Source organism: Streptomyces sp. NPDC091412, assembly GCF_044756885.1.
Classification (GTDB): Bacteria; Actinomycetota; Actinomycetes; order Streptomycetales; family Streptomycetaceae; genus Streptomyces.
Map to the genome: position 1 here is coordinate 575,483 of NZ_JBIVTV010000002.1, position 15,405 is coordinate 590,887.

The 15,405-nt window shown below is 71.4% G+C and carries 12 protein-coding genes; all 12 read left to right on the forward strand.

What is annotated here, in order from left to right; all coding sequences use genetic code 11:
• The first annotated feature begins 212 nt into the window (after positions 1 to 212).
• The 12 genes from nrtL to ACIQMV_RS06820 all read left to right on the forward strand — a co-directional run bounded on the left by nrtL (position 213) and on the right by ACIQMV_RS06820 (position 14,849).
• Positions 213 to 1,289 (forward strand): ArgS-related anticodon-binding protein NrtL, encoded by a 1,077-nt coding sequence (nrtL, locus tag ACIQMV_RS06765; protein WP_402591665.1) that lies wholly within the window; start codon positions 213 to 215, stop codon positions 1,287 to 1,289.
• Positions 1,290 to 1,315: 26 nt separating this feature from the next.
• Positions 1,316 to 2,707: a diaminopimelate decarboxylase gene (lysA, locus tag ACIQMV_RS06770; protein ID WP_402591667.1), complete on the forward strand. Its 1,392-nt coding sequence runs from the start codon at positions 1,316 to 1,318 to the stop codon at positions 2,705 to 2,707.
• Between the two features lie 203 nt (positions 2,708 to 2,910).
• Positions 2,911 to 4,203 carry a homoserine dehydrogenase gene (locus ACIQMV_RS06775; protein ID WP_402591669.1) on the forward strand — a complete coding sequence of 431 codons (1,293 nt, stop codon included), beginning with the start codon at positions 2,911 to 2,913 and terminating at the stop codon, positions 4,201 to 4,203.
• A gap of 6 nt (positions 4,204 to 4,209) precedes the next feature.
• Positions 4,210 to 5,268, forward strand: a complete 1,059-nt coding sequence (thrC, locus tag ACIQMV_RS06780; protein ID WP_402591671.1) for a threonine synthase — start codon at positions 4,210 to 4,212, stop codon at positions 5,266 to 5,268.
• A 615-nt stretch (positions 5,269 to 5,883) separates the two neighbouring features.
• Complete coding sequence (thrB, locus tag ACIQMV_RS06785; RefSeq protein ID WP_225075578.1) at positions 5,884 to 6,813, forward strand: homoserine kinase; 930 nt, start codon at positions 5,884 to 5,886, stop codon at positions 6,811 to 6,813.
• Between the two features lie 418 nt (positions 6,814 to 7,231).
• Positions 7,232 to 9,301: a transcription termination factor Rho gene (rho, locus tag ACIQMV_RS06790; protein ID WP_141358354.1), complete on the forward strand. Its 2,070-nt coding sequence runs from the start codon at positions 7,232 to 7,234 to the stop codon at positions 9,299 to 9,301.
• A gap of 426 nt (positions 9,302 to 9,727) precedes the next feature.
• Positions 9,728 to 10,867 carry an LCP family protein gene (locus tag ACIQMV_RS06795; RefSeq protein ID WP_402591674.1) on the forward strand — a complete coding sequence of 380 codons (1,140 nt, stop codon included), beginning with the start codon at positions 9,728 to 9,730 and terminating at the stop codon, positions 10,865 to 10,867.
• A 309-nt stretch (positions 10,868 to 11,176) separates the two neighbouring features.
• Entirely contained in the window at positions 11,177 to 11,401 is a 225-nt protein-coding gene (rpmE, locus tag ACIQMV_RS06800) for a 50S ribosomal protein L31 (RefSeq protein WP_141358350.1), read from the forward strand.
• Positions 11,402 to 11,517: 116 nt separating this feature from the next.
• The gene (gene prfA / locus ACIQMV_RS06805; RefSeq protein ID WP_141358348.1) at positions 11,518 to 12,585 is read left to right on the forward strand and encodes a peptide chain release factor 1; all 1,068 of its coding nucleotides are present in this window, start codon (positions 11,518 to 11,520) and stop codon (positions 12,583 to 12,585) included.
• Between the two features lie 95 nt (positions 12,586 to 12,680).
• A complete protein-coding gene (gene prmC, locus ACIQMV_RS06810; RefSeq protein ID WP_402591930.1) occupies positions 12,681 to 13,520 on the forward strand; it encodes a peptide chain release factor N(5)-glutamine methyltransferase in 840 nt (279 codons plus the stop codon).
• Positions 13,521 to 13,572: 52 nt separating this feature from the next.
• Positions 13,573 to 14,220: an L-threonylcarbamoyladenylate synthase gene (locus ACIQMV_RS06815; protein WP_402591677.1), complete on the forward strand. Its 648-nt coding sequence runs from the start codon at positions 13,573 to 13,575 to the stop codon at positions 14,218 to 14,220.
• Positions 14,217 to 14,849, forward strand: a complete 633-nt coding sequence (locus ACIQMV_RS06820) for a protein-tyrosine-phosphatase (protein ID WP_141358344.1) — start codon at positions 14,217 to 14,219, stop codon at positions 14,847 to 14,849. Before ACIQMV_RS06815 ends, ACIQMV_RS06820 begins: the two co-directional genes overlap by 4 nt.
• Positions 14,850 to 15,405 lie beyond the last annotated feature (556 nt).

Genomic DNA, 15,405 nt, shown 5'->3' on the forward strand with positions numbered 1-15,405 from the left:
CTTCGCCCGGGCCGGCCGGCCGAGACTCAGGCGCTCCACAGCTCCACAGCTCCACAGCTCCACAGCTCCACAGCTCCACAGCTCCACAGCTCCACAGCTCCACAGCTCCACAGCTCCACAGCTCCGCGGATTCCGGCGGCTTCCGTCCACATGGCGATACCGCGCCCAAATGAGTTCGCATACCCACCCCCTTCCTCCCCTACGCTTGTCCCGTGACCCCCGTGGAGCTCTCCCGTACCGTGCTGAGCGCGGTCCGTCGCGCTGTCGACGTGGGGGAGCTGAGCGTCGGCGTGCCCGAGCGGGTCGTGGTCACGCCGCCCCGGCCCGGCGGTTGTGGTGACTACGCCACCAACGTCGCCCTCCAGCTCGCCCGGCCCGCCGGACAGCCCGCGCCGCTCGTCGCCCAGGTGCTCCGGAGTCATCTGCTCGGCCTCGACGGCATCGACGACGTCACCGTCACCGGGCCCGGGTTCCTCAACATCAGCCTCCGCGACGCCGACGCCGAGGCCGCCCTCGTCCGGCTGGTGGAGGACATTCGGGAGTCCGGGGAGCGGTACGGGTACGCCCCGCGGCCGACCGGGACGGCCGTCGAGCTGTGCTGTCCCCGCGAGGTCCGTGCCGTCGTTGTCGCGGACGTCGTGGCGCGGCTTCTCCGGTCCCAGGGGGGCGAGGGAAGGGTCAGCTGCGCGAGTTCTCTCCCCGCCGACTGGGAGCAGGGCCTGGGCGTCCGCGTCGATGCCCCCGGTGACGCGCTCCCCGGCGTCGACATCCGTCCCGTCCCCGCCCCCGCCGACCCCCTCCCTCTCGGCCGCGACGCCGCCCGCTGGGCCCTGCTGCACCCCGCCGGACACGACCGGCCCCGTATCGGCGACGAGCATGACGAGCACGACGGGCATGACGGGCATCTCGTCCAGCGTGAGAGCAACCCGCTCTTCCGCGTCCGGTACGCCCACGCCCGCACCCGGGCCCTCGGCCGCAACGCGGCCGACCTGGGGTTCGGCGCCGAGCCGGGCCCCGTCGACGTGGTCCCGTCCGAGCTGGTCACCCTGCTCGCCGACCATCCCCGCGTGCTCGCCCGCGCCGCGGACCACCGCGCTCCCGACGTTCTCGCCCGGCACCTCGTCAGCGTTGCCGATGCCGTGCTGCCCTTCCTCGCGACCGTGCTGCCGCGCGGGGAGGAGAAACCCTCGGCCGCCCACCGCGCCCGGCTCGCCCTTGCCGAAGCCGCCGGGACGGTGCTGGCCGGTGGCCTGTCCCTGCTCGGCATCGACGCACCCGAACACCTCTGAGAGAGTCCACAGAGAGCCGCACTGACATGAGCCGTTCCGCACATCCCGCCGGGCCCCGTCACGCCGATGTCCTGCCCGAGGGCCACTACTCCGCCCCGCCCGCCGACCTCAACGCCCTCGACCCCAAGGTCTGGGCGCAGACCGTCCACCGGCGCGAGGACGGTGTCGTGACCGTCGGCGGTATCGCCGTCACCGACCTCGCCGAACGGGTCGGCACCCCCGCCTACGTCCTCGACGAGGCCGACTTCCGGGCCCGGGCGCGGGCCTGGCGCAACGCCTTCGGGCACGACGCCGACGTCTTCTACGCAGGGAAGGCGTTCCTGTCCCGGGCCGTCGTGAGGTGGCTCGACGAGGAGGGGCTGAACCTCGACGTCTGCTCCGGCACCGAACTCGCCACCGCGCTCTCCGCCGGAATGCCGGCCGAGCGGATCGCCTTCCACGGCAACAACAAGTCCCCGTACGAGATCCAGCGGGCCGTCGAGGCCGGGGTCGGGCGGATCGTGCTCGACTCCTTCCAGGAGATCGTGCGGGTCGCCCACATCGCGCAGTCGCTCGGGAAGCGGCAGCGGGTGCAGATCCGGATCACGGTCGGCGTGGAGGCGCACACGCACGAGTTCATCGCCACCGCGCACGAGGACCAGAAGTTCGGCATCCCGCTGGCCGGGGGACAGGCCGCCGAGGCCGTACGGCGGGCCCTCCAGCTCGACGGGCTCGAACTCATCGGCATCCACTCCCACATCGGGTCGCAGATCTTCGACATGTCCGGGTTCGAGGTGGCCGCGCACCGCGTGGTGCGGCTGCTCAAGGACATCCGGGACGAGCACGGGGTCGAGCTGCCGGAGATCGACCTCGGCGGCGGGCTCGGGATCGCGTACACCAGCAACGACGACCCGCGTGAGCCCCACGAGATCGCCAAGGCGCTGACCGAGATCGTCACCCGTGAGTGCGAGGCCGCCCGGCTCCGTACGCCCCGTATCTCCGTCGAACCGGGGCGCGCCATCGTCGGACCCACCGCCTTCACGCTCTATGAGGTCGGTACCATCAAGCCGCTGGAGGGGCTGCGGACGTACGTGTCCGTGGACGGCGGCATGTCCGACAACATCCGCACCGCGCTCTACGACGCCGAGTACAGCGTCGCGCTCGTCTCCCGGGTCTCCGACGCCGAGCCGATGCTCGTCCGGGTCGTGGGCAAGCACTGCGAGAGCGGGGACATCGTGGTCAAGGACGCCTTTCTGCCGGCCGACCTGGCACCCGGTGACCTCATCGCCGTGCCGGCCACGGGTGCGTACTGCCGGTCCATGGCCAGCAACTACAACCACGCGCTGCGTCCGCCTGTCGTCGCCGTCACGGACGGGGAGGCCCGGGTGATCGTCCGCCGGGAGACGGAGGAGGACCTCCTGCGGCTCGACGTCGGATGAACCCAGTGATCCCCATGACTCCGATGGCGCCAATGATCCCGATGACGCCGACAGTGACCGCGGCGCGGGGCGGCCGGAAGATCTCCTGTTTTCCAGGCCGACGAAAATGAAATAAACGTCTCACGATCCGGACAAATAGCAGAAACTCCTTTCCGGTGAGTGAGACTGGTCCAACCGTAGACGGTATGAGGAAACGAGGTCGGATGATGCGTACGCGTCCGCTGAAGGTGGCGCTGCTGGGCTGTGGGGTTGTCGGCTCAGAGGTGGCGCGCATCATGACGACGCACGCCGACGACCTCACAGCCAGGATCGGGGCCCCGGTGGAGCTCGCCGGGGTCGCCGTGCGGCGCCCCGACAAGGTGCGCGAGGGCATCCCCGCCGACCTCGTCACCACCGACGCCACCGCGCTCGTCAAACGCGGCGACATCGACGTCGTGGTCGAGGTCATCGGCGGGATCGAGCCCGCACGGACGCTCATCACCGCCGCCTTCGAGCACGGTGCCTCCGTGGTCTCCGCGAACAAGGCCCTGCTCGCCCAGGACGGGGCCGCCCTGCACGCCGCCGCGGAGGCCAACGACACGGACCTCTACTACGAGGCCGCCGTCGCCGGTGCCATCCCGCTTATCCGGCCGCTGCGCGAGTCCCTCGCGGGGGACAAGGTCAACCGGGTGCTCGGCATCGTCAACGGCACCACCAACTTCATCCTCGACAAGATGGACTCCACGGGGGCCGGCTACCAGGAGGCCCTCGACGAGGCCACCGCGCTCGGGTACGCGGAGGCCGACCCGACCGCCGACGTCGAGGGGTTCGACGCCGCCGCCAAGGCCGCTATCCTCGCCGGGATCGCCTTCCACACGCGCGTACGGCTCGACGACGTCTACCGCGAGGGCATGACCGAGGTCACCGCCGCGGACTTCGTCTCCGCCAAGGAGATGGGCTGCACCATCAAGCTGCTCGCCATCTGCGAGCGGGCCGAGGACGGCGGGTCCGTCACCGCCCGGGTGCACCCCGCGATGATTCCGCTCACCCACCCGCTGGCCTCCGTGCGCGGCGCCTACAACGCCGTGTTCGTCGAGTCCGACGCGGCCGGGCAGCTCATGTTCTACGGGCCCGGCGCCGGTGGCGCGCCCACCGCCTCCGCCGTGCTCGGCGACCTCGTCGCCGTGTGCCGCAACCGGCTCAGCGGGGCCACCGGGCCCGGCGAGTCGGCGTACGCGGCGCTGCCCGTGTCGCCCATGGGTGACGTCGTCACGCGCTACCACATCAGCCTGGACGTCGCCGACAAACCGGGTGTGCTCGCCCAGGTCGCCACCGTGTTCGCCGAGCACGGGGTTTCCATCGACACTGTTCGCCAGCAGGGCAAGGACGGCGAGGCCTCCCTGGTCGTCGTCACCCACCGTGCTTCCGACGCCGCCCTCGGCGGGACCGTGGAGGCGCTGCGCAAGCTCGACACCGTGCGGGGTGTCGCCAGCATCATGCGGGTTGAAGGAGAGTAACCAGCAATGACCCACCAGTGGCGCGGAATCATCGAGGAGTACCGGGACAGGCTGCCGGTGTTCGACAGCACGCCGGTCGTGACGCTCCGCGAGGGCGGTACGCCTCTCGTGCCCGCGCAGGTGCTCTCCGAGCGCACCGGCTGCGAGGTCCACCTCAAGGTCGAGGGCGCGAACCCGACCGGGTCCTTCAAGGACCGCGGCATGACGATGGCGATCAGCAAGGCCAAGGAGGAGGGTGCGAAGGCCGTCATCTGCGCCTCCACCGGCAACACCTCCGCCTCCGCGGCCGCCTACGCCGTACGGGCCGGGATGGTCTCCGCGGTGCTGGTGCCGCAGGGCAAGATCGCGCTCGGCAAGATGGGCCAGGCGCTCGTGCACGGCGCGAAGATCCTCCAGGTGGACGGCAACTTCGACGACTGCCTCACGCTCGCCCGCGCGCTCAGCGACAACTACCCTGTGGCGCTGGTCAATTCGGTCAACCCGGTGCGTATCGAGGGCCAGAAGACGGCCTCCTTCGAGATCGTCGACATGCTCGGCGACGCGCCCGACATCCACGTCCTGCCGGTCGGCAACGCGGGCAACATCACCGCCTACTGGAAGGGCTACCGCGAGTACGCCGTGGACGGCCTCGCCACGAAGACGCCCCGCATGTGGGGCTTCCAGGCCTCCGGCAGCGCCCCGATCGTGCGCGGCGAGGTCGTCAAGGACCCGTCGACCATCGCCACCGCGATCCGTATCGGCAACCCCGCCTCCTGGTCGTACGCCCTGGCCGCGCGCGACGAGTCCGGCGGTGCCATCGACGAGGTGACGGACCGTGAAATCCTGCGCGCCTACCGGCTGTTGGCCGCGCAGGAGGGCGTCTTCGTCGAGCCGGCGTCCGCCGCGTCCGTGGCCGGACTGCTGAAGGCGGCCGAGCAGGGCAAGGTCGACCCCGGCCAGCGCATCGTGTGCACGGTCACCGGCAACGGCCTCAAGGACCCCGACTGGGCCGTCGCCGGCGCTCCCCAGCCGGTCACGGTCCCGGTCGACGCGGCCACGGCGGCCGAACGCCTGGGCCTGGCCTGACCGCACCGCCCGCACCGTCGACGACGAGCGCGACGACGAGCGCCTACGACAAGCGCGACGACGGACCGACCGCGTCCGGCTCCGCACGGGCCGGCTTCGCACGGGTCGGCGCAGGTCGAGGGCCAGTGACGGTCGAGCCGTCACCGGTCGGTCGTCGTCGGCTCAGCCGCTCCGCCGCACGTCCGGGCGGATCGGCCGCCGTCGTCCGGTGCCGAGCGCGGCCCGGTCGGCAGCACCCGCCGTCGACGCTCCCGACGCCTCCGTCCGCCGACGGCGCCCGTCGGTCCGGTGCTCAGGCCGCTCGCCTGCCGCGTTTCGCCCGGTCGGCGCAACGCGCGCGCACCGCGCAAGCTACGCAACCGCGCGGCGTGCGGAAGCGTCTCTCCCAGGAGACTTCGGAGGAGGGTGGCACGGGGGGGCTTGCGACACGCATCGTGCGCCTCCCGTGCGCCCTATGTCGCCACTGAACTTTCCTTCGATAGGCTGTAGGGAACCCGACCGCCGCACACGCCCACGCAGGTGGCGGTGCCGCGTCGTCTCCGTGGCCTGAGGGTCTTCCCCGTTCCTGTCGAGTGTCATTCGACCATCACGCAGCTCAAGGAGAGTCAACGAGCGATGGCCGGTCCCGCGTTCCGCGCCGCCGCCGTCCGGGTGCGCGTCCCCGCCACCAGCGCCAACCTCGGCCCAGGCTTCGACGCCTTCGGCCTGTCGCTGGGGCTCTACGACGACGTCGTGGTCCGGGTGGCCGACTCCGGGCTGCACATCGACATCGCCGGCGAGGGCAGCGAGACGCTGCCGCGGGACGAGAAGCACCTGCTCGTCCGCTCGCTGCGCACCGCCTTCGACGTCCTCGGCGGACAGCCGCGCGGCCTGGAGATCGTCTGCGCCAACCGCATTCCGCACGGCCGCGGTCTCGGCTCCTCCTCCGCCGCCATCTGCGCCGGAATAGTCGCGGCCCGCGCCGTGACCATAGGCGCCGAGGCCAGGCTCGACGACGCCGCGCTGCTCGAGCTGGCCACCGAGATCGAGGGCCACCCGGACAACGTGGCGGCCTGTCTGCTGGGCGGGTTCACCCTGTCCTGGATGGAGGCCGGAGCGGCCCGGGCCATCAGGATGGAGCCCTCCGATTCCATCGTTCCGGTGGTTTTCGTGCCGGGAAAGCCGGTGCTCACCGAAACCGCGCGCGGCCTGCTGCCGCGCACCGTGCCGCACGTGGACGCCGCCGTCAACGCGGGCCGCGCCGCCCTGCTCGTCGAGGCCCTCACCCGGCGCCCCGAGCTGCTGTTGCCGGCCACCGAGGACCGCCTCCACCAGGAGTACCGCGCCCCCGCCATGCCGGAGAGCGCGGCGCTGGTGGAGCGGCTTCGGGCGGACGGCATCCCCGCGGTCATCTCCGGCGCCGGACCCACCGTCATGGCGCTCGCGGACGCGGGCACCGCCGACAAGGTGGAGCAACTGGCGGGCGCCGACTGGGCCGCCAACAGGCTGAGTCTCGACCTGCAAGGAGCCTGCGTACTGCCGCTCGCGGCAGGCGGGGAGATCTGAAATCCGGCGGTTGCCGGATTTCGAGAGGGGGAATGTTTGTTGGATCCGGTAGTGTTAACCTCAAGTCTGCACCCGACCCCACCATGGCGAGGTGCCTCGTGTCCCCGTCCGGGACAGACATTCCTCCGGGAGCCCCCCCAAGCCGCACTGTGTGGTGTACGTCGTACCTGGGCAGTACCTCGTATGCGCACACTGAGCGGTCCGCCGGGCACGCTCCGGAATCGGTGCGACCACGCCACGTGACTCAGTGACACTCGGTGTCGCTGATGGTCGAGGAAGCGCCAATCACCAGAAATCTCTTCCGCCGCTTTGGGCGGACCACCGCCCCGGCACGGTTCACCAGCAAGGACCGAAGCCGGACAGCACAACCGGTCGCCGAGCCAGACAGGCCGACGTCCGCTCCAGGGAAGGACCCTTCGTGAGCGACACCACCGATCTGATGGGCGCACGTGTCGAGGAGACCGCTGCCGCGCCCGCCACGGACGCCTCCGCGCCTGCCACCGGTGCCGGCTCCCGGCGGCGCCGCGGTACCGGCCTCGAGGGCATGGTGCTGGCCGAGCTGCAACAGGTCGCATCCGGCCTCGGTATCAGGGGCACCGCGCGCATGCGCAAGAGCCAGCTGATCGAGGTCATCAAGGAGGCGCAGGCGGCCGGGGGCGCCCCCGCCGCGAAGGCCGCGCCCGCCGCGGGGGACGCCACCGAGACCAAGCCGAAGCGCCGCAGCACCTCCCGCACCCGTACGGGCGAGGAGGCCGCGCCCGCGAAGAAGGCGGCGGAGGCCCCCTCCGCCAAGCCCTCGAACGACGTGGAGCAGTCGGGCGCCTCCGCCAAGGCCGTGGCGCAGCAGCAGATCGAGATCCCCGGTCAGCCGGCTGGGGGCACCGCCCGCTCGAGTGAGGCCGAGCGTGGGGGAGAGGACGCTCCGGCCGAGCGCCGTCGCCGTCGGGCCACCGCGGAGGCGGGCGCCCCCGCGGGCAGCGCCGAGACCGTCGCCGCCGAGGCGAAGAGCGAGTCGAAGGCCGAGACCGCGGCCCAGCAGCAGTCGCAGGGCGACGCCGGTGACGGTGGCGAGGGCCGCCGTCGCGACCGCCGTGAGCGCGGCCGGGACCGCGACCGCGACCGCGACCGCGACCGCCGCGGCAAGGGCGACGACCAGCAGGGCCAGGGCGGTCAGCAGCAGCGCCAGCAGGGCCAGCAGCAGAGCGGCGGCCGGCCGGACCGTCAGCAGCGGGCCGACGAGGACGGGGACGACTTCGAGGGCGGCCGCCGGGGCCGTCGCGGCCGCTACCGCGACCGCCGTGGCCGCCGTGGCCGTGACGACGTCTCCGAGCCGCAGATCGCCGAGGACGACGTCCTGATCCCCGTCGCGGGCATCCTGGACATCCTCGACAACTACGCCTTCATCCGTACGTCGGGCTACCTGCCGGGTCCCAACGACGTGTACGTCTCCCTCGCCCAGGTCCGCAAGAACGGCCTGCGCAAGGGCGACCACGTCACGGGTGCGGTCCGCCAGCCGAAGGAGGGCGAGCGCCGCGAGAAGTTCAACGCGCTGGTCCGGCTGGACTCCGTCAACGGCATGGCGCCCGAACACGGCCGTGGGCGGCCGGAGTTCAACAAGCTGACGCCGCTGTACCCGCAGGACCGGCTCCGTCTGGAGACCGACCCGGGCGTTCTGACCACCCGCATCATCGATCTGGTCTCGCCCATCGGCAAGGGCCAGCGCGGTCTGATCGTGGCCCCGCCGAAGACCGGCAAGACCATGATCATGCAGGCGGTCGCCAACGCGATCACGCACAACAACCCCGAGTGCCACCTGATGGTCGTCCTCGTCGACGAGCGTCCGGAAGAGGTCACCGACATGCAGCGGTCGGTCAAGGGCGAGGTCATCTCCTCGACCTTCGACCGCCCGGCCGAGGACCACACCACGGTCGCCGAGCTCGCCATCGAGCGCGCCAAGCGTCTGGTGGAGCTGGGCCACGACGTGGTCGTGCTCCTGGACTCGATCACCCGTCTGGGCCGTGCGTACAACCTGGCGGCCCCGGCCTCCGGCCGCATCCTGTCCGGCGGTGTCGACTCCACGGCCCTGTACCCGCCGAAGCGGTTCTTCGGTGCGGCCCGCAACATCGAGGACGGCGGTTCGCTGACCATCCTCGCCACCGCCCTGGTGGACACCGGGTCCCGCATGGACGAGGTGATCTTCGAGGAGTTCAAGGGCACCGGCAACATGGAGCTCAAGCTCGACCGGAAGCTCGCCGACAAGCGCATCTTCCCAGCGGTGGACGTGGACGCGTCCGGTACCCGTAAGGAAGAGATCCTGCTCGGCAACGAGGAGCTGGCCGTCGTCTGGAAGCTGCGCCGGGTGCTGCACGCGCTCGACCAGCAGCAGGCGATCGAGCTGCTCCTCGACAAGATGAAGCAGACCAAGTCGAACATCGAGTTCCTGATGCAGATCCAGAAGACCACGCCGACTCCCGGCAACGGCGACTAGGCGCTCCGCCGAGCAAGCCGGACCAGCCGGGTAAGCCGGTAAGAGGCACCCAGAAGGCCGCCCCCCTGAAACAGGGGGGCGGCCTTCTGCCGTTCCCGGCTCCGTACGAGCGTTCCCGGCCGTACGCGCGTTCCCGGCCGTACGAGACCTTCGCCACAGGCGCCGCGCCCCGTTCCGGCTCCCCACGGCGCCGTCCGGGCCCGTGTCGCCGCAGGTGAACAGGGTTACCAAGCGGTACACAGCCCCGCATGGTGCCTATGTCCGCATGTGGTGGACACAGAGCGTTGTGCAACCCTTTCCCGAGTTCCCCCGTCTGACCGTACGAGCGACGATAGTGCGGTACGGGTCTCATCGACCGAGAACAGACCGGGGTCCGACCCCGACCGCAGGGGGTAACCGACCGTAGACACGAGAGCCGAGGAGCGCATGCCTGCCGACAGCACGCGAGGACCGGGCATACCAGGGGAATCCGGTGACACCGGGCCCCGCCGCCGCACCAAGGGCCGCCGTCGCAAGCCCCCCACCGGGCGGCGCAGGGCCCTGACGGCCATGGCCTGGACCGCCGCGGGGATCGTCGTGCTCGGCGGCGCGGGGGCCGGCTTCCTCTACTTCAAGCTCAACGGCAACCTCAGGACCATCGACATCAACCAAGCCCTCGGCGGCGACCGGCCCACCAAGACCGACAACGGATCCGAGAACATCCTGGTCCTCGGTTCCGACACTCGCGCCGGCGGCAACAAGAAGCTCGGCGGCGGCACCGACGACGGCAGCGCCCGCTCCGACACGGCGATGATCGTGCACGTCTACGAGGGCCACAAGAAGGCCGGAGTGGTCTCCATACCGCGCGACACCCTCGTCGACCGCCCCGAGTGCACCGACGCCAAGGGCGGCACGCACGCCGCGGAGCACGACGCGATGTTCAACGAGTCGTACTCCACCGGCGGCGCCGCCTGCGCGGTGAAGACCGTCGAGTCGATGACCGGCCTGCGGATGGACCACTACCTGGAGGTCGACTTCAGCGGCTTCCAGAAGCTCATTGACGAACTCGGCGGAGTCCGGGTCACCACGACGAGGGACATCGACGACCCGCGCAGCCACCTCGACCTCAAGGCCGGCACGCACACCCTCGACGGACAGCAGGCCCTCGGCCTGGTCCGCACCCGGCACGGCGTCGGCGACGGCTCCGACCTCGGCCGCATCCAACTCCAGCAGGCCTTCGTCAAGGCCCTGGCCGACCAGGTCAAGCACATCGGTGTGCTCACCAACCCCAAGAAGCTCTACGACCTCGCCGACACCGCGACCAGGACCGTCACCGCCGACTCCGACCTCGGCTCGGTGAACTCCCTGATCGCCTTCGCCGACGGCCTGAAGGGCATCAGCTCCTCCCGCATGACCATGGTCACGATGCCCGTGCGGTACGACCCGGCCAACCCCAACCGCGTCCTCGTGGAGAAGGCCAAGGCCCAGCAGATCTGGAACGCCCTGAGGAACGACAAGCCCATCCCCAGGACGGCCACCGAGGGCACGGCCACCGGCAAGGCCAAGGGTGTGGTGAGCACCCCCTGAGGGGCGCGGGGAGCTGCGCGACGAGCCACGTTCGACCCGCGCCCGCCCGGGCGAACACACGTCACCCCGGCATGCGGGAAACCTACCCCCGCCCCGCAGAGACCCGCAGAGAGCCGCAGAGACCCGCAGAGACCCGCAGAGACCCCCGGGTCCCCGGAGGAACCCGCAGGGGCCCGCGGGGAATACCCGACCCCACCCCCCGGTTTGGGTGGATGGCCCCAGTCCTGGCAGACTGGTACGTCGGCTCCGGTTCACGCTCCGCATCCCGCGGCTGCGACCCGGCGCCCTCCCGGAACTCTAGGAGACACCTTGAAGCGCGACATCCACCCCGCGTACGTCGAGACGCAGGTCAGCTGCACCTGCGGCGCGTCGTTCACCACCCGCAGCACCATCGAGTCCGGCAGCATCCGGGCCGAGGTCTGCTCCGAGTGCCACCCGTTCTACACGGGCAAGCAGAAGATCCTCGACACCGGTGGCCGTGTGGCCCGCTTCGAGGCCCGCTTCGGCAAGGCTGCCGCCGGCTCCAAGAAGTAGCGCGCCCCTTTTCGCCGGTCCACGGCCGTACCCCACCGCGGGGTGCGCCGGGACCGGCGTTTTTGGTCGCCCGCCTTCCCCCACCCCAGTAGTACAGGCAGTACAGGAGCCGAAAGATGTTCGAGGCCGTCGAGGAACTCGTCGCCGAGCACGCCGATCTGGAGAAGCAGCTCGCCGACCCGTCGGTCCACGCCGACCAGGCCAACGCGCGCAAGCTCAACAAGCGCTACGCCGAGCTCACCCCGATCGTCGCCGCGTACCGCTCCTGGAAGCAGACCGGCGACGACATCGACACCGCGCGCGAACTCGCCGCGGACGACCCCGACTTCGCGGCCGAGGTCAAGGAGCTGGAACAGCAGCGCGAGGAGTTGACCGAGAAGCTGCGCTTCCTGCTCATCCCGCGCGACCCCAGCGACGACAAGGACGTCATCCTCGAGATCAAGGCGGGCGCGGGCGGCGACGAGTCGGCCCTGTTCGCGGGCGACCTGCTGCGCATGTACCTGCGGTACGCCGAGCGGGTCGGCTGGAAGACCGAGATCATCGACGCCACCGAGTCCGAGCTGGGCGGCTACAAGGACGTCCAGGTCGCGGTGAAGACCCGCGGGCAGACCGAGCCCGGCCAGGGCGTGTGGGCCCGGCTGAAGTACGAGGGCGGGGTGCACCGCGTGCAGCGGGTGCCGGCCACCGAGTCCCAGGGCCGTATCCACACCTCCGCGGCCGGTGTGCTGGTCACCCCCGAGGCCGAGGAGGTGGACGTGGAGATCAGCCCCAACGACCTCCGCATCGACGTCTACCGGTCCTCCGGGCCCGGCGGCCAGTCCGTCAACACCACCGACTCCGCGGTGCGCATCACGCACCTGCCCACCGGAGTCGTCGCCTCCTGCCAGAACGAGAAGAGCCAGCTGCAGAACAAGGAGCAGGCGCTGCGTATCCTGCGCTCCAGGCTGCTCGCCATGGCGCAGGAGGAGGCGGAGCGGGAAGCCGCCGACGCCCGCCGCAGCCAGGTCCGCACCGTCGACCGCTCCGAGAAGATCCGCACCTACAACTTCCCGGAGAACCGCATCTCGGACCACCGCGTCGGCTTCAAGGCGTACAACCTGGACCAGGTCCTGGACGGCGAGCTGGACGCGGTGATCCAGGCCTGCGTCGACGCGGACTCGGCCGCCAAGCTCGCGGCCGCGTAAGACACGTACGCACGCGGGACGTGCGTACGTACGAGCACCAACGGAGGACCAGCGTGCAGCAAGAATCCGGGGGGCGACCCCCGAGCCCCCGCAGCGTGCTGCTCGCGGAGGTGGCGCAGGCCACCCAGCGGCTGGCCGACGCGGGCGTGGACTCGCCGCGCACCGACGCGGAGGAACTCGCCGCGTTCGTGCACGGCGTCAAGCGGGGCCAGCTGCACACCGTGAAGGACGCCGACTTCGACGCCCGCTACTGGGAGGTCATCGCCCGGCGCGAGCAGCGCGAGCCGCTCCAGCACATCACCGGGCGGGCCTACTTCCGGTATCTGGAACTCCAGGTCGGGCCAGGGGTGTTCGTGCCCCGGCCGGAGACCGAGTCCGTGGTCGGCTGGGCCATAGACGCCGTACGGGCCATGGACGTCGTCGAGCCGTGCATCGTCGACCTGTGCACCGGCTCGGGGGCCATCGCGCTCGCCCTCGCCCAGGAGGTGCCGCGTTCGCGCGTGCACGCCGTGGAGCTGAGCGATGACGCCCTGAAGTGGACCAGCAAGAACATGGAGGGGTCCAGGGTCGACCTGCGTCAGGGCGACGCCCTGACGGCCTTCCCGGACCTCGACGGCCAGGTCGACCTCGTCATCTCCAACCCGCCGTACATCCCGCTCACCGAATGGGAGTACGTCGCCCCCGAGGCCCGCGACTACGACCCGGAGCTGGCGTTGTTCTCCGGGGAGGACGGCCTCGACCTGATCCGCGGCATCGAGCGCACCGCGCACCGGCTGCTGCGGCCCGGCGGAGTCGTCGTCGTCGAGCACGCCGACACCCAGGGCGGACAGGTGCCGTGGATCTTCACCGAGGAACTGGGCTGGGCCGACGCCGCCGACCACCCCGACCTCAACAACCGGCCGCGGTTCGCCACCGCCCGCAAGGCGCTGCCGTGACCCCCATCAGGACTTCTGACCAGCAGTACGTGTACGAGGAGGCTCGCTGACAATGGCACGGCGATACGACACCAACGACGCCACCGACCGCGTGACGGGTCTGCGCGAGGCGGCGTCCGCCGTCCGCCGCGGCGAACTCGTGGTGCTGCCCACCGACACGGTCTACGGCATCGGCGCCGACGCGTTCTCCTCCGAGGGCGTGGCCGACCTGCTCGCCGCCAAGGGCCGGGGCCGCAACATGCCCACCCCCGTCCTCATCGGCTCCCCGAACACGCTGCACGGACTGGTCACGGACTTCTCCGAGATGGCCTGGGAACTCGTGGACGCCTTCTGGCCGGGCGCGCTGACGCTGGTCGCGCGGCACCAGCCGTCCCTCCAGTGGGACCTCGGGGACACCCGGGGCACGGTCGCGGTGCGGATGCCGCTGCACCCGGTCGCCATCGAACTGCTCGCGGAGGTCGGCCCGATGGCCGTGTCGTCGGCGAACCTGACCGGCCACCCCGCGCCGGAGAACTGCGGCGCCGCGCAGGAGATGCTCGGCGACTCCGTCTCCGTCTACCTCGACGGCGGCCCGACCCCCGGCAACGTCCCGTCCTCCATCGTCGACGTCACCCGCAAGGTGCCCGTGCTGCTGCGCGAGGGCGCCCTGTCGCCGGAGGAGCTGCGCAAGGTGGTACCCGACCTCGAGGTGGCGAATTGACGGCCCCTGACGCGGGGCGTGGCATAGGCGACACCTTCCGCATCCTGCACGTCAGCACCGGCAACGTGTGCCGTTCTCCCATCACCGAGCGGCTGACCCGGCACTTCGTGGCGGACCGGCTCGGGGATCCGCGGGGCGGCGGGCTGATCGTGGAGAGCGCGGGCACCTGGGGCCACGAGGGCGCGCCGATGGAGGCCAACGCGGAGACCGTGCTGGCCGACTTCGGCGCGGACGCCTCCGGCTTCACCGGCCGGGAACTGCTGGACGAGCATGTGATCCGCGCCGACCTGGTGCTCACCGCGACCCTGGACCACCGTGCCCAGGTCATCTCCATGGGCCACTCGGCGGGCCTGCGTACCTTCACCCTCAAGGAGTTCACCCGCCTGGTGAAGGCGATAGACACGGCCACGCTGCCGCCCCTGGAGGACGGCGTGGTCGAACGCGCCCGCGCCCTGGTCCGCGCCGCCGCCGCTCTACGCGGGTGGCTCCTGGCCCCGACCGCCGAGGCCGACGAGGTCTACGACCCCTACGGCGCCCCCCTGACGTTCTTCCGCTCCGTAGGCGACGAGATACACCAGGCCCTGGACCCGGTGGTAACGGCTCTGACGGGAGTCCCGGCCCGCGCCTGACGCCCGCCGGGCCTCGCAGCGGACGGGTGTCCACCTCCGGGGACGGCCGCCGACCACCCAGCAACTAAGGCGCTCACGCGCGGGGGCCGGGGTGCTCCGTGAGGTCGCGCACGGGTCGCGCCGGGTGACGGCCTCGGCGCGCGTCTGCGGAGCTTCTGGCGGACGGGGAGGCCCGGGACCCGGCTCGGGGGCCCGGGGTGCCCGTCGGGGCCGCGCACGGGTCGCGTCGGGTCCGGTCGGCCTGCTCGGGCCGGTGGGCGTGGTGCGGGTGTGCCGTGACTGCGTCGGCGGCGGCCTTTGGCCTGCGCCTGTGAGGCGCCTGGCGTTGGAGGGCCCGGGTCCTGGCTGAAGGCGCCCTGTGGGGCCTCGCACGGGGGTGCCCGGACCGGTTGGCCTGCTCGGGCCGGTGGGCGTGGTGCGGGTGTGCCGTGACTGCGTCGGCGGCGGCCTTTGGCGTGTGCCTGTGAGGCGCCTGGCGTTGGAGGGCCCGGGTCCTGGCTGAAGGCGCCCTGTGGGGCCTCGCACGGGGGTGCCCGGACCGGTTGGCCTGCTCGGG